Origin of the sequence: Streptomyces sp. NPDC047974, assembly GCF_040653375.1 — a bacterium.
GTDB lineage: Bacteria > Actinomycetota > Actinomycetes > Streptomycetales > Streptomycetaceae > Streptomyces.
Window position 1 is genome coordinate 273750 of the sequence record NZ_JBEZNU010000007.1, and the last position, 24924, is coordinate 298673.

Below are 24924 nucleotides of genomic sequence, written 5' to 3' on the forward strand. Positions count from 1 at the left end.
CTCCATCGTAGTTACGTACACCGTACGTAGTGAGGTACGGTGCCCCCATGACAACTACGTACGCTGTACTTAGTGAGGGTCTGGAGAAGCGGTACGGCGAGGTGCACGCGCTGCGCGGGCTCGACCTCGCCGTCCCCGAGGGCACCGTCTGCGGCCTCCTCGGCCCCAACGGCGCCGGCAAGACCACCGCCGTCCGGATCCTCACCACACTCCTCGCGCCCGACGCCGGCAGCGCCCGGATCGCCGGCCACGACCTGGTCCGCGACCCCGCCGCCGTGCGGAGCCGGATCGCCGTCACCGGCCAGTACGCCTCCGTCGACGGCGACCTCACGGGCGCCGAGAACCTGCGCCTCTTCGCCCGGCTGCTGCGGCTCCCGCGCGCCCGGGCCGACGAGCTCCTGGAGGAGTTCGGCCTCACCGGCGCCGCGGACCGGCTCGCCCGCACCTACTCCGGCGGCATGCGGCGGCGCCTCGACCTCGCCGCGAGCCTCCTCGGCCGCCCGTCGGTCCTCTTCCTCGACGAGCCGACCACCGGCCTCGACCCGCGCAGCCGGGAGGCCGTCTGGGACGCCGTCCGGGGGCTCTCCGGCCAGGGCACGACCGTGGTGCTCACCACCCAGTACCTGGAGGAGGCGGACCGGCTCGCCGACGACATCGTCCTCGTCGAGGACGGCCGGGCAGCCCACCGCGGCACCCCCGCCGAACTCAAGGCGCTCGTCGGCCACCGCGCCGAGGTGGTCCTCGCCGGGACCGGGCCGCTGGAGCCCGCCGCCGCGGTCCTCGACCGGCTGACCGGCTCGTCCCCGGTCCTGGACGCCGAACGCCGCACCGTCGGCGCGGTGACCACCGACCCCACCCTCACCCTGCCCCGGCTGGTCCGCGAGATCGACGCCGCCGGGATCCACATCGTCGACGCCTCACTGCGTCCGCCCACCCTCGACGAGGTGTTCCTGCGCCTCACCGGACGGAAGGAGACCGCCGCGTGAACGCCCTGGCCCTCGAAGGCGCCGCCCTGGCCGGCCGCAACCTGCGGCGCGTCCGGCACGCCCCCGCCCTCACCCTCATGACGATGACGATGCCGATCGTCTTCCTCCTCTTCTTCGGCTACGTCCTCGGCGGGGCACTCGCCATGCCCGGCGCCGAGTACCGCTCCTTCCTCGTGCCGGGCCTGCTCGTCGCGACCGCCGCCGGCGGCCTGATGACCGGCATGTTCCAGGCCGCCCAGGACACCCACCGGGGCGTCACCGACCGCCTCCGCACCCTCCCGGTGGGCCGGGCCGCCGTGCCGCTCGGGCAGGCCGCCGCCGACCTCCTGGTCAGCGCCGTCGGGATGGTGCCGCTCGTCCTGGTGGGGCTCGCGATGGGCTGGCGGATCGAGGGCACCGCCCTCGAAGCCCTCGGCGCCTTCGGTCTGCTGCTGCTCCTCCGCTCCGCCGCCACCTGGGCGGGCATCCTCCTCGGCCTCGCCTCCGAGAGCGAGGAGGCGGCCGGACAGCTCGGCAGCGCCACCTTCATGCTGCCGCTGCTCTCGAACGCGTACATCCCCACCGACGGCATGCCGGGGTGGCTGCGGACGGTCGCCGAGTGGAACCCGATCTCCGCCGTCACCACCGCCGTGCGCGTGCTCTGCGGCAACGCCCCCGTGCCGGACGGCGCCGCCTGGCCGGTGGCCCACCCGGTGGCGGGCTCGCTGCTCTGGTCGCTCGGCCTGATCGCGGTCCTCGCCCCGCTCGCGGTCCGCCGGTACGGGCGCCGCTGAGACCGGCCCCGGCCGCACCGCCCCCGAGCGGGCGGCGTGACCCAGATCCCGGTGACAGCGGCCGCCCGGGCGCGGTAGGCAGGCGGGCATGAGCACTCAGCCACTCCCCCTGGACGGGATCACCGTCGTCTCCGTCGAACAGGCCGTCGCCGCGCCCTTCGCCACCCGCCAGCTGGGCGACCTCGGCGCCCGGGTCGTCAAGGTCGAGCGCCCCGACGGCGGCGACTTCGCCCGCGGCTACGACACCGCGGCCCGGGGACTGGCCTCGCACTTCGTCTGGTGCAACCGCGGCAAGGAGTCGGTCGCCGTCGACCTGAAGGACCCGCGCGGCCGGGAGCTGGTGGGGCGGCTCGTGGCGGACGCCGACGTCTTCGTGCAGAACCTCGCGCACGGGGCGGCGGCCCGGCTCGGCCTCGACGCTGCCACGCTCTGCGCCGCGCACCCCCGGCTGATCGCCGTGGACGTCTCCGGGTACGGCCCCGACGGCCCGTACGCGCACCGGAGGGCGTACGACATGCTCGTGCAGTGCGAGACCGGCCTCGTCTCGGTCACCGGCACCCCGGAGCAGCCCGTCAAGTCCGGCATCCCGGCCGCCGACATCGCGGCCGGGATGTACGCGTACACGGGCGTCCTCGCCGCCCTGGTGCGGCGCGGGACGACGGGCCGGGGCGGGCCCGTGGAGGTCTCGCTGTTCGACGCGCTCGCCGAGTGGATGGGCCACCCCCTGCACCACGGGGCGCACGGAGGCGAGGCCCCGGCGCGCACGGGGCTCGCGCATGCGGTGATCGCCCCCTACGACGCCTATCCGACGGCGGACGGGTCCCAGGTGCTGCTCTCGGTGCAGAACGACCGGGAGTGGCGGCGGCTCGCCGAACGGGTCCTCGAACGGCCGGAGCTCGCCGACGACCCGGCGTTCGCGACGAACGCGGCGCGGGTCGCGGGCCGGGCGGCGACCGACGCGGCCGTCGCGGCGGCGCTCGGCGCGCTGCCGGCCGAGGAGGCGGTACGCCGCCTGGACGCGGCCGGCATCGCCTGCGCGCGGCTCAACTCGGTGGCGGAGCTGGTGCGGCACCCCCAGCCGGCCGCGCGCGACCGCTGGCGCCCGGTGGACTCCCCCGTGGGCCCGCTGCGGTCCCTGCTGCCGCCGGTCGTCTTCCCCGACGCCCCCGAGGCGCCGATGGGCCGGGTCCCGGCCCTCGGCGAGCACACGGACACGGTCCTGGCCGCCCTGGGCGTGGCGACGGCGGAGCTGGCGGAGCTGCGGGCCTCCGGCGTGATCGCCTGACGGCGCCCGCGGCTCGTGCCCCCCGGGGGCACGACGGAGCGCCGGACGGGCGGGGACGCGTCCGGCGCTCTCGGCGTGCGGGTGGGTACGGGTGGCGGGCAGGCCCTAGTGGCGGGCGCCGAAGAGGGTGCGGCGGAGGCGGCGGAGCGGGGCGAAGAGCGAGACGCGCGCGCGGCCGCCGTGCGGGCTCTGGGCCGGCGTCTCGTGCCGACGCGACGTCAGTTCGCGCATGAGCAGCGTCGCCTCCGCCACCTCGCGCTGGGGCACGGCGGGACCGCCGAGCACCGCGAGATGGCGGTCGAGGCGCGAACTGGTCGCACTGCTCCCGCAGGTGATGGCAGGCACACGCGGCCTGCTGCGCATCGTTATCTGTTCCATGTCACTCCCCACCCGTACGAGGGCACCCGGCCCGGGCAGGTTAACCCTATCGCCCCACAGTGACACGCGTGTATCCCGCCGACGGGATTCACCACACTCGTACGGGGGTTGACGCTCACTCTCCGAATCCATCTGATTCCAGGGCGAGTTGGACAGCGTTCGAACACCTGCCGAACCGTCATGAACCATCCTGCCCCCCTCCCCTCCGCCTGCGGCCCCGCCGTCCGGTGTGATCTACGCCACCGAGGTCCGTCCGAGTGGGTCGCCACCCGGCGGGGGCGCGGCTACCGTGGGTCCATGACGCTGATCGCGGGCCGTTACCGGCTGCTCGACGCCCTCGCGGAGGGCGCGGCGGGAATCGTCTGGCGCGCCCGGGACGAGGCGCTCGGCCGCGAGGTGGCCGTCAAGGAGGTGCACGCCCCGCCGGGGACCCCGGAGGGCGCGGAGCCGGCGCTGTACGCGCGGGTGGAGCGCGAGGCGCGGGCCGCGGGGTCGATCGCGGACCCGGGCGTGGCCGAGGTGTACGACGTGGTCGTGGAGCGCGGCCGGCCGTGGATCGTGATGGAGCTGGTCCGCGGGCTGACGCTGGCGGAGACCCTGGAGGCGGACGGACCGCTGCCGGACCGGGAGGCGGCGCGGGTCGCGCTCGGGGTGCTCGCGGCGCTGCGGGCGGCACGGTCGGCCGGCGTCCCCTATCGCGAACTCGGCCCGGACCGGGTGCTGCTCGCCAACGACGGACGGGTGGTGGTGACGGGCGTGGCGACCGGGACCTCGGCGCCGGGCGGCGCGCCGGACGCGCCGCCGCCGGGTCCCGAGGAGGACGCGCGGTCGCTGGCCGCACTGCTGGGCGCGATGGTCGCCGATCCCCGTTCGGGGCCGCTGGCGCCGGTGGTGGCAGACCTGGCCGACCGGGACGCGGGCGTGCGGGCCGGGGCCGTACGGGAACTGGAGCGGATCGCCGGGGCCGGGGAGCGGCCGCGGGGCGAGGTGGCGGCCGAGGGGCGCGCTCCGGAGCGCGGGCCGGGGCGGCAGGAGGACCGGGAGCACGAGGGACCGGGTGGAGTGCGCGGGGCGCGTACCGGGGAGCGCGCGGGCGCCGCGGGGCGGCGGGGGCCCCGGCGGGGCGCGGTCGTCGCCGCCGGTGTCGTGGGGCTGCTCGTGATCCTGGGGGCGCTGGTCTGGCAGGCCGTCAGGGACGAGGATCCGGGCGCCGGTCCGGGCGGGGGCGGGGCTTCGAGCACCGCTCCTGCCGTTCCCGGCGCCGCGGGTACGGGTGCGGAGGTGGGGGGACCCGCCGCTACGCCGCGCTCCTGAAGCTCGGCAGGTAGCCGCCCGACTGACCGCTGGCCGTGGGGTGGTAGGACTCGCCGATGTTGAGCCAGTTGACGCTGTGCAGCCAGGCCGAGCCGGAGCAGATCTCGTGGCCGGTGAAGGCCGGGACGACGCTGGCGAAGGCGAAGCCGTGGTCGGCGGCGCGCTTGGCGAGGGCCGCGTTGAGGTGGTCGGAGGCGCCGTTGATGGCCGCGCGCTCGGTCTCGCTGAGGCCGGCGATGCAGCTGCCGCCCAGCTGGTAGAAGCGCGGGTAGCCGAGGACGACGACCCGGGCGGCCGGGGCCTTGGCGCGAATGGCGTTGTACACGGAGTCGAGGCGGGCGGGGAGCGTCGAGTCGACGTAGGCCTTCGCCTGGTTCACCCGGTTGACGCAGGTGGACTCCGACTGGAGCACACAGGTCGTCATGACGTCGGCGAAGCCGGCGTCGTTGCCGCCGACGGTGAGCGAGACGAGGTCGGTGGCGGAGGTGAGCGGGCCGAGCTGCTTGGTGGTGACGTCGGTGGTGACGGCGCCGGAGCAGGCGGTGAAGGCGAAGGACGAGGGGGCGTTGGCGTTGGCCCAGAGGCGCGGGTAGGCCTTGGTGGAGCGCTTGCAGTCGCCGCTGGCGCTGTCGTAGCTGCCGGCGCCGACGCCGGAGGAGTACGAGTCGCCGAGGGCCACGTAGTCGACGGCGGCGGACTCGGCGGCGTGCGCGGCTCCCGCCCCGGTCAGGGCGAGGACGGAACCGAGCAGGAGCGAGGACGCGAAGGCCGCGAATCGCGACAGTTTCATGGAACCTCCCTGTAGCAGGATCTCTGCGCTACCAGGAAGTAGCATCGGATCCGGTTTTCCGGAAGTGTTCATGTCAAAACTGACCCTGGAGAGTGAGTGAACATCTCTCAGGAGCCGTCGATTTCCGGCCACCTGAGGAACCGTAGGATCCGCTTCCGTGCGCGCGGTCGAACGGGATCACGACCCAGGCGTCCACGCCCGCACAGGAACACGGCGGAACCCCACCGCCCCCACCACGAAAACGGATTGATCGAATCCGATCGCCAAGAGAGCGCCTACGAGCGTCAATCGCTCGCCAAAGTGTCAGAAACCGGGCCGCACCAGCGGGACTTGCCATACAGTCCCATTCATCAATACCGTCGTACATCTCACCCGCATCGGTCCATCGGCACAGCGGCTCTAGGGGAGACGCCGACCAGTCGAGGGGTCCCGGAGCGGGGCGCGGTAGGGGGGTGCCGTGCTCGGTGTGTCCGTATGCGCCGAGTCGCGGGTACCGCGCGGCCAGTCATGCCAACTCGCGGGTCTCGCAAGGAGATCGCTTCCGTGCGGGGATGGCGAGAACCCCCCTTTCGCACCGGACACACGACCGGGCCGCCCAGGGGTTGGGCCGCCCACCGGACGAGAGGGAGACCGACCCAATGAGCTCGTTCCTGCGCCCGGCCGCCACGGGCCGAGAATTCACCGAGCCGAGTCGAATAGCGGCCCAGTACCGGGCCATCACGTCCCATCTGGCGATCACTCCGCCAGTAAGTGTCGTCATTCCCGCGATGAATGAGGCGGAAAATCTTCCGTACGTGTTCAAGACGCTGCCGGAATGGATTCACGAAGTCGTCCTCGTCGACGGAAATTCGACGGACGACACCGTCGAGGTCGCCAAGGAACTCTGGCCCGGCGTCAAGGTCGTCAAGCAGGTCGGAAAGGGCAAGGGCGACGCCCTGATCAGCGGCTTCGCCGCCTGCACCGGCGACATCATCGTCATGGTCGACGCCGACGGCTCGGCCGACGGACAGGAGATCGTCTCCTACGTCTCCGCCCTCGTCGGCGGCGCCGACTTCGCCAAGGGCTCGCGCTTCGCCAACGGCGGCGGCACCGACGACATGACCGGCATCCGCCGGCTCGGCAACTGGGCGCTCTGCTCCCTCGTCAACCGCAAGTTCGGCGCCCGCTACACCGACCTCTGCTACGGCTACAACGCCTTCTGGAAGCACTGCCTCGACAAGATCACCCTCGACTGCACCGGCTTCGAGATCGAGACCCTCATCAACATCCGGGTCGTCAAGGCCGGCCTGAAGGTCCAGGAGGTCCCGAGCCACGAGTACCTGCGGATCCACGGCGTCAGCAACCTCAACGCGGTGCGCGACGGCCTCCGCGTCCTCAAGGTGATCCTCAAGGAGAAGCGCGTCCCCCGGGCCGCCCGGGCGCTCCGCCGCCCCGCCGCGTTCTCGGTCAACGTCCCCCGGGGAGAGGTCTCTTGAGCGACCGCACGGCCCCGCCCCGCTTCTCGGTGGTGATCTGCGCCTACACGGAGGAGCGGTGGGGGGACATCCTCGCCGCCGTCGACTCCGTCCGGAAACAGTCGCTGCCGCCGCTGGAGACGCTGCTCGTCGTCGACCACAACGAGCGGCTGCTCCACCGGCTGACCGAGGAGTACGCGGACGACCGCGAGGAGGTGCGGGTGCTCGCCAACGCGGGTCCCCGCGGCCTCTCCTCCGGCCGCAACACCGGGATCGCCGCCGCCCGCGGCGAGTTCGTCGCCTTCCTCGACGACGACGCGGTGGCGGAGCGCGACTGGCTCCACCACTTCGCGGCCGGCTACGAGGACCCGGAGGTCGTCGCCGTCGGCGGGCGGACGCTGCCCGTCTGGGCCTCCGGCCGCCGGCCCGTCTGGTTCCCCGAGGAGTTCGACTGGGTCGTCGGCTGCACGTACCGGGGGCTGCCCCCGGGCCGGGTGCGGGTCCGCAACGTCCTCGGCGGCAACGCCTCCTTCCGGCGCACCGCCTTCGACGCGGCGGGCGGCTTCGCCACCGGCATCGGCCGGGACGGCGACCGGCGCCCGCTCGGCTGCGAGGAGACCGAGCTCTGCATCCGGCTGGCCGGCGCGGTGCCGGGCGCGGTCCTGCTCATCGACGACCGCGCGGTCATCCACCACAAGGTGCCGGCCGCCCGCGAGCGCTTCGCCTACTTCCGCACCCGGGTCTACGCGGAGGGCCTGTCGAAGGCCCTCGTCGCCCAGAGCGTCGGCGCGGGCAAGGGCCTGGAGTCCGAGCGGCGCTACACCAGCCGGGTGCTGCCCGCCGGGGTGCTGCGCGGGATGCGCGACACCCTCCTCGGCCGGGCCGGCGGCGCGGGCCGGGCCGGCGCCATCGTCACGGGCGTGGCGCTCGCCGCCGGCGGCTACGCCCTCGGCACCCTCCGCGCCCGCCGCGGCGGCTCCCCCACCTTCTCGTGGGGCCCGATCACCCCGGAGGACGCACCCCGCCGGACCGGCACCCCGGAACCGAAGGAGGCGGCCGCGTGAGCGCGGGCCGGGAGGGGCTGCCGGGCCCCGCGGGGCCGGACCGGAACGAACCCCCCGCCGGGGCGGAGCCCGGACACGGGGCGGAGCCCGTACGCGAAGCCGAGCCCGGACACGAAGCCGAGCCCGCTCGCGGGGCCGAGCCCTGGCATCGGGCGGCGTGGTCCGGGGCTCTCGCCGGGATCACGGCCGGGCGCGGGCACGGCCTCCTGCCCGAGGTCGGGCCCGAGGCCGCTCCCGAGCCCGTGCCCATCCTCATGTACCACGCCGTCGCGCCGGATCCGGCGCCCGCGACGCTGGGGCTCTCGGTGACGCCCGAGGCCTTCGCCGCGCAGATGGACGTGGTGGCCGGGCGCGGCTTCACGCCCGTGACCACGGCCGCGCTCGCGGCCGCCTGGCGGAGCGGCCTACGGCTGCCGCCCCGGCCGGTGCTCGTCACCTTCGACGACGGGTACGAGGGCGTGCACCGGTACGCCCTGCCGGTGCTGGCGAAGCACTCCTTCCCGGGCACCGTCTTCGTCACCAGCGGCTGGCTGCCCGGCCGGCACTCCACCGGCGGCGCCCTCGACACCATGCTCTCCTGGGCGCAGGTGCGCGAACTGGCCGCCGCCGGGACCGAGATCGGCGGGCACAGCCACAGCCACCCGCAGCTGGACCAGCTCGACGCGCGGCGGCTGCGGTTCGAGGCGCTGCGCTGCCGGGAGCTCGTCGGCGAGGAGCTCGGCACCGCGCCGGACTCCTTCGCCTACCCGTACGGCTACTCCAGCCGCCGGGTGCGGGCCGCCGTCCGGGAGGCCGGCTTCGCCCAGGCCCTCGCGGTCGGGAACGCGCTGGCGCGCCGCCGCCAGGGGCCGTACGCCCTGGAACGGGTGACCGTGCGCCGCTCCACCACCGTCGAGGAGTTCACCCGCCTCGTCGAAGGGCGGGCCGTGGGGCGGAACTTCGCCGCCGACCGGGCGCTGACGAAGGGGTACGCGCTCGCCCGCAGGGCCCGCGGCGCGCTGCGCGGGCACTGGATCTGACGCGCGGGCACCGGGTCCGGGCCCCGGCAAAACCCGGTGCGCCGCCCGGGCGGTTGGCGGATCATGGCGGCATGCCAGACACCCCCGCCGTTCCGTCCGGGCCGCACAAGGCGCCGCTGCCGGTCGTGGTCAACCTCGACGACAGCGACTCGCCGAGCGACGTCATGGACGCGCTCTTCCTCGACCGGTTCACCACCGGGGAGCAGCCGCACTCCCACGGCCTCACCCTGGACCGGGCGAAGCCCGACGCGAGCCTGCTGCCGCCCGGTGCCCGGGTGCTGTGGGGCGCCAAGGACGAGGACCGCAGCTCGGTGCTGGCGGAGGGCGAGGGGTGGACCCTCCTCTCCTCCCGCTGGAAGCACCGCGCCGACGTCACCGTGACGGCGACCGACCCCGAGCTGGCGGCGCGGATCCTCGCCGAGGCCACCGAGGGCGCCAAGGACGAGCCGGAGCCCGAGCCCGAGGACGTCACCATGGGCTTCTGGTACCTGGCGCCGCAGCGCGGCCCGCGCCGGATGACCCGCCGGATCAGCGCCGACACCTGGGACGACGCCCGGCCCAACTACACGGCGCCGGTGGCCGAGGCGATGGACCGGCTGATGAAGCTCACCCCGGACGACGTCACCGGCCGGCTCCTGCTGCTGCACGGCCCGCCCGGCACCGGCAAGACCTCCGCGCTGCGCACCCTCGCCCGGTCCTGGCAGGACTGGTGCCAGGTGGACTGCGTGCTCGACCCCGAGCGGCTCTTCAACGACATCGGCTACCTGATGGACATCGCGATCGGCGAGGAGGGTGACGGCACGGAGAAGGAGCGGTGGCGGCTGCTGCTCCTGGAGGACTGCGACGAGCTGATCCGCGGCGGCGCGAAGGAGGCCACCGGCCAGGCGCTCTCCCGGCTGCTCAACCTGACGGACGGTCTGCTCGGCCAGGGCCGCAAGGTCCTGGTGGGGCTGACCACCAACGAGGACCTGGAGCGGCTGCACCCGGCGATCGTGCGCCCCGGCCGCTGCCTGGCCCGGATCGAGGTCGGACCGCTCACCCGGGCCGAGTCGGCGGCGTGGCTGGGGCGCGACGAGGGCGTGCCGGTCGAGGGCGCCACGCTGGCGGAGCTGTTCGCGCTGCGGCGCGGGACCTCCCCCACCGAGCTGCCGGAGCAGCGCTCCCCCGCTCCGGGTCTCTATCTGTGAGGGAGTGGTCCGCCGGGGCCGGACCCCCGGCCCCGGCGGACCGCCCGTCCGTCACTCGGAGTCGTACGCGGCCCGCAGCGCGTCCCGTACGGCGGCCTCGGCCTCGTCGCGGGTGAGCCCCAGGCGGTAGGCCTCCTCGGCGTACTGCGCGGCGGCGGAGGCGGCCCGGCGGCTGGCGGCGTCGCCGGCCGCCGCGACGAAGGTGCCGTGCCGGCCCCGGGTCTCGATGACCCCGTCGGACTCCAGCGCCTTGTACGCCTTGGCGACCGTGTTCGCGGCGAGCCCCAGCTGCTCCGCGAGTCCCCGGACCGTCGGCAGCTTGTAGCCGACCGGGAGTCCGCCCGACCGGGCGCGCTCCGAGATCTGGGCGCGCAGCTGTTCGTAGGGGGCGGTGGTGGACTGGTGGTCCACGGCGAGTGTCAGTGTCACCCACCCGATTCTGCCCCCACCCCGCCGGAAAATGGGAGGCGGCGGCGCGGCCCCGGCCGTAGCGTGCGGCCCCATGACTGTCATCGTCCGTGACGTACGGCCCGAGGACGCCGAGGGCTTCGCCCGCGTCCGGCGCGCGGCCGTCCCCTTCATGCTGGCCACCGCCGAGCAGGTGGCGTTCGACTGGGCGCACGCCCATCCCGAGGCCCACTCCCGGCCGCTCGTCGCCGTGACGGAGGACGGGGAGGTGATCGGGACGGCCCAGGTGGGCATCGCCCACGACGCCCCGAGACCCGGGGTCGGCTACCTCAACGTGTACGTGCACCCGGACCGCCAGGGGCTCGGCGCGGGGACGCTGCTCGTGCGCACGGCCGAGGAGTACCTGGCCGAGCGGGGCGCGACGGTGCTGTACGGCTGGGCCATGGACGAGCCGTCGAACCGCGTCTACGCCGAGCGGCGGGGCTACACCGCGAGCCGGTCCGCGCACTTCCTGCGGCTCGACCTGACGGCGGGGCTGCCGCCGCTCCAGGCGCCGCCGGCCGGTGTCGAGCTGCGGACGGCCGCGGAGTTCGCGGCCGACCCGCGGCCGCTCTTCGAGCTGGACGCGGTGACCACCGCCGACGAGCCGGGGGACGTGGGGGCGGAGCTGGACGACTACGCGCACTGGCGGGAGACCACCTGGAACCACCCCCTGTTCGACCGGGCGCTGACGATGGTGGCGGTGGTGGACGGGGTGCCGGCCGCGTTCAGCGCGGCGCGGACCGACGGCCTCGGCCGGTACGCGACGGGGATGACGGGCACGGCGCCGGCCTTCCGGGGGCGCGGGCTCGCCAAGCTCGCGAAGAACGCGTCGCTGCACCGGGCGCGGGCGGCCGGCTGCGTGGAGGCGTTCACCGGGAACGACGCGGGGAACGCCCCGATGCTGGCGATCAACGAGTGGTTCGGGTACGAGATCGGGGCGACGGAGGTGCGCTATGTCAGGGCGCTCGGTTGAGGTGGCGCTGTGGAAGGCGGGGCGGCTGAAGATCCGCTACCCGGCCGAGGTGGTGACGGAGTCGGCGGACCGGCTGTCGGTGCGGGCCCCGTGGGCGGCGCCGGGGGTGCGGGACTTCGGCTTCGTGCGCTTCGAACCGGGTGACGTCTTCGTCGAGCACTACTGGGCCGACCGCTGGTACACGGTCAAGGAGGTGTGGTCGGCGGAGGGCACGCTCAAGGGCTGGTACTGCGACATCACCCGGCCGGCCGGGTTCGGGGCGGCCGGGGTGACGGTCGAGGACCTGGATCTGGACCTGTGGGTGTCGGCGGACGGCAGCGAGGTGCTCCGGCTCGACGAGGACGAGTTCGCGGCGAGCGGGCTCGCCGTCTCCGATCCGGAGGCGGCCGAGCGGGCCGTGGCCGCCCTCGACGAGCTGGAACGGCTGGGCCGCCGGGGCCTGGTGGAGCTGCTCGCGGCTACGCCGCGAGCCCGGCACGATCCGGAAGAGACGGCCTAGTTGAGCGTCACCCCCGACTCCTCCCTGGCGAGGAAGCCGGGGGTGGGCAGGCCGAGTTCGCCGGTCGGGGTGAGCTGCACGAGGGTGCCTTCGACGCGGGCCTCGCCTGGCTGGTAGGCGGGGTCCTTCACCACCGCGGTGTTGGTCCAGGTGCGCAGCAGCCCGTCGCAGACGGCCCGGGTGCCGCCGATCCCGGCGGAACGGTCCTGCTGGCGGAGGGTGGAGCTGACGAAGACCGGTCCGGCGCTGTCGTCGAGGCAGCGGTAGGTGCCGGAGAGGGTGACGGTGCCGTCGGCGCCGAGGAGGCCGGCCGGGTCGACGGTGAGGAAGTCGGCGAGGCGGGCGGCCGGGTCGACGGCCGAGCCGTCCGCCCCTCCCGCGTGGGCGAGGGGGGCGGCGGCCGCGGCGAGGAGCGCGGTGGCGGCGAGGGCGAGTCGGACGCGCATGGGGGGGTGTCCCTTCGGGGTGGGGGGAGACTTTCGCCCGCCAGGGATACCGGATCCGGCCGCACCTTGTCCGAAACTCACTCCTTCATCGGCGCGTTGGGCCTTCTATATCGTCGTACGACTCCGCGGCCCGGGCCTCGGTGCGCCGGCGGGCCAGCACCTTCCGCAGCGGCTGCCACACCAGCAGGAGCAGCACGACCGCGTAGACGGTCACCGCGAACGGGGTGTTCACCAGGCCGGTGACCGAGCCGTCGCTGATCTGGAGCGCGCGGCGCAGCTGCTGCTCGGCGGCCGGGCCGAGGATGACGCCGATGACCGCCGGCAGCACCGGCAGGCCGTACCGGCGCATGCCGAGGCCGAGGAGGCCGACGACCAGCAGCACGACCAGGTCGAGGGCCTCGCCGCCGACCGCGTACGCCCCGACGGCGGCGAAGAACAGGATGCCGGCGTACAGGTACGGGCGCGGGATGCGCAGCAGTTTCGCCCAGACGGGCGCGAGCGGCAGGTTGAGCGCGAGCAGCAGCACCATGCCGACGAAGAGCGAGGCGATCAGGCCCCACACCAGTTCGGGCTCCCGCTCGAAGAGCAGCGGGCCCGGCTGGATGCCGTACTGCTGGAAGGCGGCGAGCATCACCGCGGCGACGGCGGTCGTCGGCAGGCCGAGCGTCAGCATGGAGACGAGGGTGCCTGCGGCGGAGGCCGAGGCGGCCGATTCGGGACCGGCGACCCCCTCGATGGCGCCCCGGCCGAACTCCTCCTTGTGCTGCGAGAGCCGCTTCTCCGTCACGTACGACAGGAAGGTCGGGATCTCCGCGCCGCCCGCCGGGATCGCGCCGAACGGGAAGCCGAGGAACGGGCCGCGCAGCCACGGCTTCCAGGTGCGCCGCAGGTCCTCGCGGCCCAGCCAGGGGCGGCCGACGGGGACGGGCCGGCCCGCGGTGCGGCGCAGGTGGGCGGCGACCCACAGGGCCTCGCCGATGGCGAAGAGGCCGACCGCGACGATGACGACGTCGATGCCGTCGGCGAGCTGGAGCGAGCCGAAGGTGAGCCGCTGCTGGCCGGTGAGCTGGTCGAGGCCGACGAGGCCGAGGGTGAGGCCGATGAGCAGGGAGGCGACGCCGCGGATCCGGGAGGAGCCGAGGACCGAGGTGACCGCGATGAAGGCGAGGACCATCAGCGCGAAGTAGTCGGGGGCGCCGATGTCGACGGCGAGGGCCGCGACGGTGGGGGCGAGGACGACGAGCAGCACCGTGCCGATCATGCCGCCGGCGAAGTGGCCGATCGCGGCGGCGGCGAGCGCCTGCGCGCCCCGCCCCGCCTTGGCCATCGGATGGCCCTCCATCGCGGCGACGACGGCGGCGCTCTCGCCGGGGGTGTTCAGCAGGATCGAGGTGGTGGAGCCGCCGAACATGGCGCCGTAGTAGATGCCGGCGAACATGATGAACGCGCCGGTCGGTTCCAGGCCGTACGTCACCGGAAGCAGCAGGGCGACGGCCATCGCGGGGCCGATGCCGGGCAGGACGCCGATCGCGGTGCCGAGGAGCACGCCGACGGCGGCCCACAGCAGGTTGACCGGGGTGAGGGCGGTGGCGAAGCCGTCCATCAGGGAGGTCAGGGAATCCATGGGTCAGAGCACTCCCATCAGCGGGCCGCCGGGCAGCGGGACGCCCAGCAGCCGGTCGAAGACGCCGTAGGTGAGAAGGGAGAGGACGGCCGCGATCAGCGGGTCTCGGGCGGGGTGGCGGCTGCCGAGGGCGTAGGCCGCGCCCCAGAAGAGGAGGGCGCCGGAGACCGGGAAGCCGAGCGGGCCGATGAGGACGGCGAAGCCGAGGAAGACGCCGACGAGGAGCAGCACGGTGCGCCAGTCGGCGGGGGCGTCGAGGTCGACGTCCTCGCCGCCCTCGGCCTCGCCGCGGCCGCCGTGGAGCACGTCGACGGCGAGGAGGACGGCGACGGCGAGCAGGCCGCAGCCGACGAGCAGGGGGACGGTGGCGGGGCCGACGGGGCCGCGGGCGGAGACGTCGACGTCGAGGGTGAGGGCGTCGGTGAGGACGAGGACGCCGAGGACCAGCAGCAGGGCGCTGACACCGAGCTCGGAGCGGTCGCGCAGCCAGGACTTCCCGGGGGTGGTCACAGTCCCAGCTCCTTCAGCACCGTGTCGACGCGGTCGTTCTGTTCGGTGAGGAAGGCGCCGAACTCCTCGCCGGGCAGGAAGGCGTCGGTCCAGCCGTGCGTCTTCAGCGACGCGCGCCACTGCGGGGAGTCGTGCAGCTCGGTGACGAGGGTGACGAGCCGCTCGCGCTCGGCGTCGGTGAGGCCGGGCGGGGCGACGATGCCGCGCCAGTTGGTGAACTCGGTGTCGAGTCCGGCCTCGCGGAGGGTGGGGGCGTCCAGGCCGGGGACCCGCTCGGCGCCGGTGACGGCGAGCAGGCGCAGCTCGCCGGCCTTGATCTGGTCGAGGTACTCGCCGACGCCGGAGACGCCGAAGGCGACCTTGGAGCCGAGGATGGAGGCGAGGAGCTCGCCGCCGCCGTCGAAGGGGATGTAGTTGACCTCCTTCGGCGGGATGCCGGCGGCCTGGGCCATCAGCATCGGCGCGAGGTGGTCGGGCCCGCCGGGCGAGGACCCGCCGCCGACGGGCAGTTTCCCGGGGTCCTTCCTCCAGGCGGCGAGCAGGTCCTGGATGGTCCGGTACGGGGAGTCCTTGGACACCACGACGATGTCCTGCTCCTCGGTGAGCCGGGCGATCGGGGTGGTGTCGGCGAGGGTCCTGGGGGTCTTGTTGGTGTGGACGGCGCCGACGACGCCGAGCCCCATCGACATGGCGACGCGGCCGTCGCCGCGCTCGCCGACGAGCCGGGTGAGGCCGACGGTGCCGCCCGCGCCGGGCAGGTTGAAGACCTCGATGTCGCCGGTGAGCCCGGCCTCCTCGGCGTTCTTCGCCGCGGTGCGGGCGGTGATGTCGTAGCCGCCGCCGGGGGTGTTGGGGACCATGAACCTCAGGCCGGGGATGTCGGTGCCGGTGTCGGGGCCGCTGCCGGGGGTGAGCAGCGGCGGCCCCACGAGCACCAGCAGCGCCGCCCCGAGCAGGGCGAAGGGGGTGCGAAGACGCAACGCGGCCGCCTCTCGGTGATGTGGGTGGACGAGTGTGGTGGGGGGAAGTGCCCACATGTTGCCCGCGCGTGAGGAAGCTGTCGCTCTTCCGCAACCAACGGACGTTGTGGTCCTTGTGGTCGCGACCTACCGTGTCCGGCGTGACGAAGGTGCTGGTGGTCGACGACGACTTCATGGTGGCCAAGCTGCACAGCCGCTATGTGTCGGCCGTGCCGGGCTTCTCCGTCGTCGGTGTCGCGCACACCGGCGCGGAGGCGCTGCGCGCCGCCCACCGGCTCCGCCCCGACCTGGTCCTCCTGGACATCTTCCTGCCCGACATGGACGGCATCGGGGTCCTGCGCGAGCTGCGCGGCGCCGGACTCGCGATGGACGCGCTCTTCATCACGGCCGCCAGGGACGCGGGCATGGTCCGTGCGGCGCTGCGGGCCGGCGCCCTGCACTACCTGATCAAGCCCTTCAACCAGGCCGCCCTCCACGAGCAGCTGCGCCACGTGGCCTCGCTCAGCACCCGCCTCGACGGCCTGGACGAGGCGCGGCAGGAGGACGTGGACCAGATCTTCGGCACCCGCCCCCGCGGCTCCCGCGAGCTCCCCAAGGGCCTGGCCGCGCACACGGCGGAGCTGGTGGAGGGCGTCCTGCGGGCCCACCCCGAGGGACTCTCGGCCACCGAGTGCGCGGAGGCCGGCTCCCTCTCCCGCGTCAGCGCCCGCCGCTACCTGGAGCACTTCGCGGCCACGGGCCGCGCCGAGGTGACCCTGCGGTACGGGGGGACGGGCCGGCCGGAACGGCGGTACCGGCCGGCGGGGTGAGGGTCACGAGGGGCGGGCGGCCGACCGCCGGGTGACGCACCGAGGTCACGAGCGGCCGATGTGCCGGTCGCGGCCCGCCCGGTGGACGCGGGCGTGCCCGGAGGCGGTGGCGTGCCGGGTGACCGCGGGGGTGCCGGGGAGGGACGGCCCGAGCTCGTCGAGGAGCGAGCGGAGCGTCGCGGCCTCCTCCGGGTGGGCCACGAGCAGCCGCCGGATGCGGCCCTGCCACTCCCCGCGCGGTTCGCCGTCGGTGTCGGTGTCCCCGCCGCGCCCGCGAGCAGCGCCGGCTCCGCGTCCCTGAACCGCCCCTCCCGTCGGCCGTCCGCCGACTCCGGCGGATCCGGGCGGACTTGGCCGTCAGGGGGTTTCCCGTCTTCCGTGATCACCGGATCCGGGGGTGCCTGAGCCGCTGCTTAGCGGCGCCTTAAAGCGGCCCTAAGGATCGGCGCTTCCCGCTTCTCACGGCCTTTTTCGCTCTTCCGGCGGGCTAGTTTGCGGGTCACCCCCACTTCACCCTCCCGAAGGAGTCGTCCCCCCATGAGCTCACGCCGTACGCTCGCCGCCACCGCCGCCGCTCTGGTGCTGTCCGGGCTGGCCGCCGCCCCCGCCTTGGCGCACGGCTCGATGACGGATCCGGTGAGCCGGGTCGCGGCCTGCTACGCGGAGGGTCCGGAGTCGCCGTCGTCGGCGGCGTGCAAGGCGGCGGTGGCCGCGGGCGGGCCGCAGGCGCTCTACGACTGGAACGGCGTGAACATCGCGAACGCGGCCGGGCAGCACCGGGCGCTGATCCCGGACGGGAAGCTGTGCAGCGCGGGCAACGAGAAGTACCGGGGGCTCGACCTCGCCCGGGCCGACTGGCCGGCGTCGAAGCTGACCGCCGGGAAGCACACCTTCCGGTACAAGGGGACGGCGCCGCACAGGGGCACGTTCGCGCTGTACGTGACGAAGGACGGCTACGACCCGTCGAAGCCGCTGGCCTGGGCGGACCTGGAGGCGGAGCCGTTCCTGACGGTGACCGACCCGGGCATGCAGGGCGGGGACTACGTGTTCGAGGGAACGGTTCCGGAGAAGTCGGGCCGTCACCTCGTCTACTCGATCTGGCAGCGGTCCGACTCCCCCGAGGCGTTCTACACCTGCTCCGACGTGGTGTTCGGGGCGGAGCAGGAGAGCGGTGGCGGGGGTACGGCTCCGACGACGCCCGCGGCTCCGACGACGCCGGCCACCGCGTCCGCCTCCGCGCCGGTCGCCACCCCGCCGGTCGCCACCGCGCCCGCCACCGCCGCGCCGATCGCCTCCGCGCCCTCCGACGAGCAGATCGAGGAGGGCCGGGAGCACTCCACGGTCGAGCACGGCGGGCACGGGGACGCCGACGCGTCCACGGGCCCCGAGCCGAAGGCGACGACGCAGGCGCCGCCCGCCCCCGCCCCCGCCGGTGAGGCCGTGGAGCTGGCCGAGACCGGCGGGGACGGCAGCACGCCGTACCTCGCGCTGGGCGGCGCCGGTGTGCTGGCGGTCGGTGCGGCGGTGCTGTTCGCGGCGGGCCGGCGGACGCGGCGGGTCTAGCCGATCACCGACAGGCAGGTGGTCGGGGTGGCGTGGGCCGGGTCGAGGGCGTTGGCGACCTCGTGGAAGGTGACCCGGTCCACCGTGCCGATCGCCACGTGCTCGGCGAGGTCGAGCGCGCACTTGTCCTGGATGAGGACGTTGGTGACGTTCGGTCCGTCGAGGAACTGCGTGCGGTACGGCGTGACGACCTGGTCGTACTTGGTCGCGATGACGTGGTAGCGGACGCCGGGCACGGTGTCGCCGCCCTCGTTGAGCCTGGTGAGGAAGGCGGAGCCGGCGATCTGGTCGGCGAGGCCCGGCGTGGAGGCCTTGATCAGGTCCTCGGCGCCGGGGAAGTGCGGCAGGAGCCTGGTGAGGCCGAGCAGGGTGGTGCCGTGGTTGTCGGGGGCGATGCCGACGAGCGCGTTCACCTTCTCGGCGCCGCCGAGGAACTTGAGGTACCAGCGGGGCATCATGCCGCCCTGCGAGTGGCCGACGAGGTCGGCCTCGGGGGCGCCGGTGGCGGCGAGGACCCGGTCGACGAAGGAGTCGAGCTGTCCCGCGGACTTCTCGATGGGGCCGAGGCCGTGGAAGAAGGGCACGTTCGGCAGCTGCCCGTAGTCGAGGGAGTAGACGCAGTAGCCGCGGTTCACCAGGTAGGGGGCGAGGGCGAGCCAGTTGTCGACGGAGTTCCCGAGGGTGCCGTGGACGAGGACGACCGGGCGCGGGTGGGCGGCGGAGGGCTTGCAGGACCAGTCGTTCCAGCCGCGGCTCGGCGCGTCGGCGGCCTGGGCGGCGGTGGGGGCGAGGACGGCGGCGACCGTCAGGAGCAGGACGGACAGCACTCTGGCGAGGTGCTTCCGGGGGTTCCGGCGGTTCCGGGGCAGCATCGTGCGATCTCCTTGCGGCTCAAGGGGATTGGTGGGGGTGCTGTGCCCTGCGGTCCGGACCACAAGTGGGGATGCTCTTCAGCCAAGTTACGCACGGGTGTTACCGACTGGGAAGTTACGCGTCGGTAAAAACTGCCGTGTCGTCATCACCGGTCCGCACCGGGAGCGTTCCCCGCGGCGGCCGTTCAGGCCGCCAGCGAGCCCGGCACGATCGCCCGGGGCCCGAACTTCGCCCGGGCCCGGTCCACCACCGCCTCGATCCGCCGGGCCTTCTCGTCCGCCGGGTCGAAGGTGAGCTGGTGCGCGGCCCGTTCGGCGGACCCGAGCCCCTCGGCGCGCAGCACGATCCCCCGGACCCGGGCGCGCTGGAGGCCGAGGGAGTCGTGGAGGCCGTACGCGAGGGCGGTGAGCGCGGCGGTGTGGGCGGTCGGTTCGGGCAGGGTGCGGCTCCGGGCCGTGGTGCTGCGGTCGGCGTACCGCACGGTGAGCGCGAGGGTGCGGCAGACCTGGGCCTCCGCCCGCAGCCGGGCGCCGAGCTCCTCGGTGAGCGAGAGAAGCGCCCGGCGCTGTTCGGTGCGGTCGAGTTCGTCGTACGGGAAGGAGCGCTCGGCCGCCAGCGAGCGGGCGGCCGCGTGGGGCGTGACGGGGGCGCGGTCGATGCCCCGGGCCCGCTCCCACAGCTCGCGGCCGGCCTTGGCGCCGACGAGCCGCTGGAGGACGGCGAGCGGGGCGTCGGCGACCCGGCCGACGGAGTCGAGTCCGTAGCCGCAGAGGGTGCGGGCGGTGGCGCGTCCGACGCCGTCGAGGGCGGCGACGGGCCGGTCGCGCAGGAAGGCCGCCGGGTCGTCGACGGTCAGGGTGCGGCCGGGCCGGGCCTCCCGGGCGGCCATGCGGGCGAGCATCGGGTTGGGCCCGGCGCCGATGACGCAGTCGACGCCGTGGAGGGCGAGGGCCCGGACCCGGATGAGGGCGGCGAGCTCGGCGGGCTCGCGGTCGAAGTAGCGCAGCGCGCCGCGCACGTCGGCGAGCGCCTCGTGGGGCGGGGCCGCCTCCACGACGGGGGTGAACTCGCCGAGCAGGTCGACGAGTCGGGGCAGGAGCGACTCCCGCGCCGTCGGTCCGAACCGTACGCAGAGGATCATCCGGCACTCCCGGGGCTGCTGTGCCAGAGCTTGCGCGCCGGGGTGGCGGCGCCCTCGCCGGCGGGCCTGAGGTCGGCCCAGGGGTTCATCTCGTAGCCGGTCTCCATGCGGATGCGACGGCCGTCGTCGGTGCTCTTCCCGGGGGTGGCCGCCTCCTCCGCGAGCCGCTCCCCCACCGCGTCCAGGCCGCCGGCGGCCCGCAGTTCGGCCAGTTCGGCGAGGTTCCACGCGGCGGCGCCGACGACGCTGACGCTGCGCGGGCCGCGCCGCTGCACCACGCCCCTGACCAGGAGCAGCCAGGAGTGGAAGACGGTGTGGGCGCACCGCTCGTGGGCGTCGTCGAAGAAGGCGAGGTCGACGAGGCCGGTGCCGTCGTCGAGGGTGGTGAAGATGACGCGCTTGCCGGAGCGGATCGGCGGGGTCTGGGTGGCGGCCTTGGCGCCCGCGACGAGGACGGTCCGGCCGTGCGGGGTGGAGCGCAGGCGGGCGGCGGAGACGGCGCCGAGTTCGCGGAGGAAGGCGTGGTGGTCGCCCATGAGGTGGCGGGAGGCGTCCATGCCGAGGATGCCGAGTTCGGCGCTGAGGCGCTCCGACTCGTCGAGGTCCGGCAGGCCGACGGGCGCGGTCTTCCGGCCCTGGGCGAGCGGAAGTTGTCCGCCGTAGGAGGCGGCGCCGCGCTGGGTGCGGCGGAGTTCGGTGAGGTGCAGGAGGAGGTCGCGGCGGTTGGCGCCGAAGGCGTCGAGGGCGCCGACCTGGGCGAGGCGTTCGGCGACGGGTCTGCCGGGGCGGGCCCGCTCCCAGAAGTCGAGCAGGGAGGCGTAGGGCTGCCCGGCCTCGATGCGGGCGGATTCGGCCTCGCTGATGCCGTGGACGTCGGTGAGGCCGAGCCGGAGCCCCCACACCGGAGGCTCATCGGACACCAGTTCGATACGATGGCCGACCGCGGACCGGTTCACGTCCAGTGGCAGCACCGGCACCCCGCGCCGCCGGGCGTCGGCGAGCAGCAGCCGCTTGGGGTACATGCCGGGGTCGTGGGTGAGCAGCCCGGCGTAGAAGGCGGCCGGGTGGTGGGCCTTGAGCCAGGCCGACTGGTAGGTGGGCACGGCGAAGGCCACCGCGTGCGCCTTGCAGAAGCCGTACGAGCCGAAGGCCTCGACGATCTCCCAGGTGCGGGCGACGACCTCGTCCGCGTACCCCTGGCGCTTCGCCAGCCGGGCGAACCACGCCTCGATCCGGCCCTGTTCCTCGGGGTGGGAGAGCCCGCGCCGCACCTGGTCGGCCTCGGCCCGGTCGCAGCCGGTCATGATCCGGACGATCTCGATGATCTGCTCGTGGAAGACGACGACGCCGTACGTCTCCTTCAGGGGTTCCTCCAGGTCGGGATGGGGGTAGCGGACGGGGGCGCGGCCGTGCCGGGCCTCGATGAAGGGGCGGACCATGTCGGCGGCGACCGGTCCGGGGCGGAAGAGCGAGATGTCCACGACGAGGTCGTGGAGGGTCTCGGGCTGGAGCCGGCCGACCAGGTCGCGCTGGCCCGGGGACTCGATCTGGAAGCAGCCGAGGGTCTCGGTGGAGCGGATCAGGGCGTACGTGGCGGGGTCGCCGGCCGGGATCGCGTCGATGTCCGGGCGGGTGCCGGTGGCGCGTCCGACCTCGGCGACGGCGTGGGCCATCGCGGACTGCATCCGCACCCCGAGCACGTCGAGCTTGAGCAGCCCGAGGTCCTCCACGTCCTCCTTGTCGAACTGGGACATCGGGAACCCTTCCCCGCTGGTGGGGATCACGGGGGTGCGGGTGAGCAGCGAGGCGTCCGAGAGGAGGACCCCGCAGGGGTGCATGGCGATGCCGCGCGGGAGCGCGTCGAGGGCCTCGACCAGCTCCCAGAGGCGACCGAACTTCTCGCGTTCGCCCGCGAGTTCGCGCAGTTCGGGGAGTTCGTCGAGGGCGGCGAGGGCGTCCCGGGCGCGGATGTGCGGGAAGGCCTTGGCGATCCGGTCGGTCTCGGCGGGGTCGAGGGAGAGGGCGGCGCCGACGTCCCGGACGGCGTGCCGGACCCGGTAGGTCTCGGGCATGGAGACGGTGGCGACCCGCTCGGCGCCGAAGCGGTCGATGATCGCCCGGTAGACCTCCAGGCGGCGGGCGGACTCGACGTCGATGTCGATGTCGGGCAGGGCGGTGCGGCGCTTGGAGAGGAAGCGTTCCATGAGCAGGCCGTGCTCGACGGGGTCGGCGTGGGCGATGCCGAGGAGGTGGTTGACGAGGGAGCCGGCGCCGGAGCCGCGGGCGGCCACCCGGATCCCCATCCCCTTCACGTCGTCGACGACCTGGGCGACCGTCAGGAAGTAGCTGGCGAAGCCGTGGTGGGCGATGATGTCGAGCTCGCGGTGCATCCGGTCCCAGTAGGCGGCCCGCTTCCCGTACCCCTTGAGGAGCATGCCGGCGGCGGCCCGGGAGGCGAGGACGCGCTGGGCGGTACGGTGCGCGGCGCCGACCAGGTGCGGCTCGGGGAAGTGGGCGGAGCCCATGCCGAGGTCGTCCTCGGGGTCGACCAGGCACGCGGCGGCGGTCTCCGCGGTCCGGTCGAGCAGCCGGCGGGCGGCGTCGGCGCGGAAGCCGGCCGCCTGGGCGATCCGGTCGGCGGCGGCGGCCATCGCGGCGGTGTCCTTGAGCCAGGCCTCGCCGCTGTCGAGGCCCTTGCGGGGGTCGACGGGGACGAGCCGGCGGGCGGCGTCGAGGACGTCGGCGACCGGCCCCTGGCCGGGATCGGCGTAGCGGACGGCGTTGGTGAGGACGGGCGTGACGCCCTGTTCGGCGGCGAAGCCGAGGGTCCGGGCGGCGAGCCGCAGCGAGCCGGGGCCGGTGCCGGGGCGGCCGTGGTCGACGGCGGCGAGGCGGAGCGCCTCGCCGTACCGCTCGCGCCAGGGGGCGAGCAGCCGGGCGGCCCGGTCGGGGCGGCCGGCGGCGAGGGCGCGGCCGACGTCGGAGTCGGGGCCGAGCAGCACGAAGAGGCCCTCGCCGGGGTCGGCGGAGGCGGGCAGGACGGGCCGCCCGCCCCGGGCGCGGGCGTGGGCGGCGGTGACGAGGGCGCAGAGGGAGGCCCAGCCCGTCCGGGAGCGGGCGAGGAAGACGGCCCGGGGCGCGGACTCGTCGACGAAGGCGCCGCCGCGCACGGGCACCCGGCGGGCCGAGGTCGCCCCGCCGCCCGCGCCGCCCGGACCGCCGGAACCGCCCGGACCGCCGCCGGGACCATCGGCCCCGCCCGACCCGCCCAGGGACTCGTGCGCGAGGTCGACGCCGAAGAGGGGGCGGATGCCCTGCGCCTCGCAGGCCTTGGCGAAGCGGATCGTGCCGCCGAGGCCGTCGCGGTCGGTGAGGGCGAGGGCGTCCAGGCCCCGCTCGGCGGCGCGGGCGGCGAGGGCGGCGGGGTGGGAGGCGCCGTACCGGAGGGAGTATCCCGAGGCGGTGTGCAGATGGGTGAAGCCCGTCATGGCGCACCTCCCGCGTTTCCTGCTCCGGCGGCGCTCCCGCGCCGATATTCGTACAGACGTTCCCACCCCCGCACACCACCCTAGCTCATTTCGAACGTGCGTACGATATGCGCGGCGCGGTCCACCCCGTCAGCCGTTCGGACCCCTCCTGCCTGCGGAAACGCCCCCTCGGCCGCAGCCTGGGGGGCATGAGCCTCGTCGACGAACTGAAAAGCGCCGTCACCCCCCGAGCCGCCCTGCTCGTCGTCGGGGTCTTCGCCCTCCAGCTCCTCTTCATCACCTCGTACGTCGGGGCCCTGCACGACCCGAAGCCGACCGACGTGCCCTTCGGCGTGGTCGCGCCCCCGCAGGTCTCCGCCACCCTCGTCGGCGAGCTGGAGAAGCTGCCCGGCGACCCGCTCGACCCGCGGACGGTCGCCAGTGCCGACGAGGCCCGGGACAAGATCATGAACCGGGAGATCGACGGGGCCCTGATCGTGAACCCGGCCGGCCGCACCGACACCCTGCTCGTCGCCTCCGGCGGCGGCACCGTGCTCTCCTCCGCCCTGGAGAAGATCTTCACGCAGGTGGAGGAGGCCCAGCGGCGGGAGGTGCGGACGGTCGACGTGGCCCCCGCCTCCCCGCAGGACTTCGACGGGCTCTCCGCCTTCTACCTGGTCGTCGGCTGGTGCGTCGGCGGCTACATCTGCGCCGCGATCCTCGCCATCAGCGCCGGGTCCCGGCCGGCCAACCGCGAGCGGGCGGTCATCCGGCTCGGCGTCCTCGCGCTCTACTCGGTCCTCGGCGGCCTCGGCGGCGCGGTCATCGTCGGCCCGATCCTGGGCGCCCTGCCCGGCTCCGTCGCCGCCCTGTGGGGACTCGGCACCCTCGTCGTCTTCGCGGTCGGCGCGGCCACCCTCGCCCTCCAGTCGGTCTTCGGGATCGTCGGCATCGGCCTGGCGATCCTCCTCGTGGTCGTCCTGGGCAATCCGAGCGCGGGCGGCGCCTTCCCCGCGCCGATGCTGCCGCCGTTCTGGAAGGCGATCGGCCCGGCCCTGCCTCCGGGCGCCGGCACCTGGGCGGCGCGCTCGATCGCGTACTTCAAGGGCAACGACATGACCGCCTCGATGCTGGTGCTCTCCGCCTGGGCGGTGGTCGGCGCCGTGGTCACGCTGGTGATGTCCTCGCTGAAGCGGAAGCCGGAGGGCGAGCCGATCGCCACCGAGCTGGACGGGACCGAGGCCTGACCCGGAGACGTGAGGAGGCCCCCGCCGCGGCGGGCCACCCGCGGCATTTCCGGTCGCGCGGGCCGTCCCCGTACCGTTTCGGGCATGACCAG

At 74.6% G+C, this 24924-nt stretch carries 24 protein-coding genes; 13 read left to right on the top strand and 11 right to left on the bottom strand.

From position 1 onward, the window contains the following. Nucleotides 1–47: 47 nt before the first annotated feature. The 3 genes from AB0E19_RS13515 to AB0E19_RS13525 all read left to right on the top strand — a co-directional run bounded on the left by AB0E19_RS13515 (nt 48) and on the right by AB0E19_RS13525 (nt 3044). Entirely contained in the window at nt 48–986 is a 939-nt protein-coding gene (locus AB0E19_RS13515) for an ATP-binding cassette domain-containing protein (RefSeq protein WP_362177987.1), read from the top strand. After that, entirely contained in the window at nt 983–1759 is a 777-nt protein-coding gene (locus tag AB0E19_RS13520) for an ABC transporter permease (RefSeq protein WP_362177990.1), read from the top strand. Before AB0E19_RS13515 ends, AB0E19_RS13520 begins: the two co-directional genes overlap by 4 nt. 88 nt (nt 1760–1847) lie before the next feature. Beyond that, nucleotides 1848–3044, top strand: a complete 1197-nt coding sequence (locus AB0E19_RS13525) for a CaiB/BaiF CoA-transferase family protein (RefSeq protein WP_362177994.1) — start codon at nt 1848–1850, stop codon at nt 3042–3044. Between the two features lie 105 nt (nt 3045–3149). On the opposite strand, the gene AB0E19_RS13530 is transcribed toward AB0E19_RS13525, so the two are convergent. Continuing rightward, nucleotides 3150–3422 carry a hypothetical protein gene (locus AB0E19_RS13530; RefSeq protein WP_362177997.1) on the bottom strand — a complete coding sequence of 91 codons (273 nt, stop codon included), beginning with the start codon at nt 3420–3422 and terminating at the stop codon, nt 3150–3152. 297 nt (nt 3423–3719) lie between these two features. Here AB0E19_RS13530 and AB0E19_RS13535 point away from each other — a divergent pair, with 297 nt between their 5' ends. Next, nucleotides 3720–4736 carry a protein kinase gene (locus tag AB0E19_RS13535; RefSeq protein WP_362178000.1) on the top strand — a complete coding sequence of 339 codons (1017 nt, stop codon included), beginning with the start codon at nt 3720–3722 and terminating at the stop codon, nt 4734–4736. Here AB0E19_RS13535 and AB0E19_RS13540 read toward each other — a convergent pair. After that, nucleotides 4720–5526 (bottom strand): SGNH/GDSL hydrolase family protein, encoded by an 807-nt coding sequence (locus AB0E19_RS13540; RefSeq protein WP_362178003.1) that lies wholly within the window; start codon nt 5524–5526, stop codon nt 4720–4722. The two genes, AB0E19_RS13535 and AB0E19_RS13540, sit on opposite strands and share 17 nt — an antisense overlap. 638 nt (nt 5527–6164) lie before the next feature. On the opposite strand from AB0E19_RS13540, the gene AB0E19_RS13545 reads away from it, so the two are divergent. From AB0E19_RS13545 to AB0E19_RS13560, 4 genes are all read left to right on the top strand, one after another. Further along, nucleotides 6165–7001, top strand: coding sequence for a glycosyltransferase family 2 protein (locus tag AB0E19_RS13545; RefSeq protein WP_360603610.1), 837 nt, complete (start codon nt 6165–6167; stop codon nt 6999–7001). Beyond that, nucleotides 6998–8044, top strand: coding sequence for a glycosyltransferase family 2 protein (locus AB0E19_RS13550; RefSeq protein WP_362178008.1), 1047 nt, complete (start codon nt 6998–7000; stop codon nt 8042–8044). The genes AB0E19_RS13545 and AB0E19_RS13550 overlap by 4 nt, the downstream gene beginning before the upstream one ends. A 254-nt stretch (nt 8045–8298) precedes the next feature. After that, nucleotides 8299–9063, top strand: a complete 765-nt coding sequence (locus AB0E19_RS13555) for a polysaccharide deacetylase family protein (RefSeq protein ID WP_362178088.1) — start codon at nt 8299–8301, stop codon at nt 9061–9063. Nucleotides 9064–9134: 71 nt separating this feature from the next. Further along, nucleotides 9135–10250, top strand: coding sequence for a DUF5925 domain-containing protein (locus tag AB0E19_RS13560; RefSeq protein WP_362178011.1), 1116 nt, complete (start codon nt 9135–9137; stop codon nt 10248–10250). 51 nt (nt 10251–10301) lie between these two features. Here AB0E19_RS13560 and AB0E19_RS13565 read toward each other — a convergent pair whose 3' ends face one another. Continuing rightward, nucleotides 10302–10679, bottom strand: a complete 378-nt coding sequence (locus tag AB0E19_RS13565; protein ID WP_169092509.1) for a GntR family transcriptional regulator — start codon at nt 10677–10679, stop codon at nt 10302–10304. A 73-nt stretch (nt 10680–10752) separates the two neighbouring features. On the opposite strand from AB0E19_RS13565, the gene AB0E19_RS13570 reads away from it, so the two are divergent. Together AB0E19_RS13570 and AB0E19_RS13575 are read left to right on the top strand one after the other, a co-directional pair. Further along, nucleotides 10753–11673 carry a GNAT family N-acetyltransferase gene (locus AB0E19_RS13570; RefSeq protein WP_362178015.1) on the top strand — a complete coding sequence of 307 codons (921 nt, stop codon included), beginning with the start codon at nt 10753–10755 and terminating at the stop codon, nt 11671–11673. After that, complete coding sequence (locus AB0E19_RS13575; RefSeq protein WP_362178018.1) at nt 11654–12172, top strand: DUF402 domain-containing protein; 519 nt, start codon at nt 11654–11656, stop codon at nt 12170–12172. The genes AB0E19_RS13570 and AB0E19_RS13575 overlap by 20 nt, the downstream gene beginning before the upstream one ends. Here AB0E19_RS13575 and AB0E19_RS13580 read toward each other — a convergent pair. The 4 genes from AB0E19_RS13580 to AB0E19_RS13595 all read right to left on the bottom strand — a co-directional run bounded on the left by AB0E19_RS13580 (nt 12169) and on the right by AB0E19_RS13595 (nt 15732). Then, nucleotides 12169–12618, bottom strand: a complete 450-nt coding sequence (locus AB0E19_RS13580) for a DUF6299 family protein (protein WP_362178021.1) — start codon at nt 12616–12618, stop codon at nt 12169–12171. The two genes, AB0E19_RS13575 and AB0E19_RS13580, sit on opposite strands and share 4 nt — an antisense overlap. 85 nt (nt 12619–12703) lie before the next feature. After that, on the bottom strand, nt 12704–14242 hold the full coding sequence (locus tag AB0E19_RS13585) for a tripartite tricarboxylate transporter permease (protein ID WP_362178024.1): 1539 nt from the start codon (nt 14240–14242) through the stop codon (nt 12704–12706). A gap of 3 nt (nt 14243–14245) precedes the next feature. Continuing rightward, entirely contained in the window at nt 14246–14752 is a 507-nt protein-coding gene (locus tag AB0E19_RS13590; RefSeq protein WP_362178027.1) for a tripartite tricarboxylate transporter TctB family protein, read from the bottom strand. After that, nucleotides 14749–15732, bottom strand: coding sequence for a tripartite tricarboxylate transporter substrate binding protein (locus AB0E19_RS13595; protein WP_362178031.1), 984 nt, complete (start codon nt 15730–15732; stop codon nt 14749–14751). Before AB0E19_RS13595 ends, AB0E19_RS13590 begins: the two co-directional genes overlap by 4 nt. A 140-nt stretch (nt 15733–15872) precedes the next feature. On the opposite strand from AB0E19_RS13595, the gene AB0E19_RS13600 reads away from it, so the two are divergent. Beyond that, on the top strand, nt 15873–16541 hold the full coding sequence (locus AB0E19_RS13600) for a response regulator (protein ID WP_359524886.1): 669 nt from the start codon (nt 15873–15875) through the stop codon (nt 16539–16541). Between the two features lie 45 nt (nt 16542–16586). Here the strand turns inward: AB0E19_RS13600 and AB0E19_RS13605 are convergent, their stop codons facing one another. After that, nucleotides 16587–16742 (bottom strand): hypothetical protein, encoded by a 156-nt coding sequence (locus tag AB0E19_RS13605; protein WP_362178036.1) that lies wholly within the window; start codon nt 16740–16742, stop codon nt 16587–16589. Between the two features lie 336 nt (nt 16743–17078). Here AB0E19_RS13605 and AB0E19_RS13610 point away from each other — a divergent pair, with 336 nt between their 5' ends. Next, a complete protein-coding gene (locus AB0E19_RS13610) occupies nt 17079–18104 on the top strand; it encodes a lytic polysaccharide monooxygenase (protein ID WP_362178039.1) in 1026 nt (341 codons plus the stop codon). On the opposite strand, the gene AB0E19_RS13615 is transcribed toward AB0E19_RS13610, so the two are convergent. The 3 genes from AB0E19_RS13615 to AB0E19_RS13625 all read right to left on the bottom strand — a co-directional run bounded on the left by AB0E19_RS13615 (nt 18101) and on the right by AB0E19_RS13625 (nt 23606). Further along, complete coding sequence (locus AB0E19_RS13615; RefSeq protein WP_362178042.1) at nt 18101–18976, bottom strand: alpha/beta fold hydrolase; 876 nt, start codon at nt 18974–18976, stop codon at nt 18101–18103. The genes AB0E19_RS13610 and AB0E19_RS13615 overlap by 4 nt on opposite strands. A 185-nt stretch (nt 18977–19161) precedes the next feature. Beyond that, the gene (locus tag AB0E19_RS13620) at nt 19162–20118 is read right to left on the bottom strand and encodes a hypothetical protein (protein ID WP_362178045.1); all 957 of its coding nucleotides are present in this window, start codon (nt 20116–20118) and stop codon (nt 19162–19164) included. Then, nucleotides 20115–23606: a DNA polymerase III subunit alpha gene (locus tag AB0E19_RS13625; protein WP_362178048.1), complete on the bottom strand. Its 3492-nt coding sequence runs from the start codon at nt 23604–23606 to the stop codon at nt 20115–20117. The genes AB0E19_RS13620 and AB0E19_RS13625 overlap by 4 nt, the downstream gene beginning before the upstream one ends. A gap of 188 nt (nt 23607–23794) precedes the next feature. Here AB0E19_RS13625 and AB0E19_RS13630 point away from each other — a divergent pair, with 188 nt between their 5' ends. After that, nucleotides 23795–24832 (top strand): DUF3533 domain-containing protein, encoded by a 1038-nt coding sequence (locus AB0E19_RS13630; RefSeq protein WP_362178051.1) that lies wholly within the window; start codon nt 23795–23797, stop codon nt 24830–24832. Nucleotides 24833–24924 lie beyond the last annotated feature (92 nt).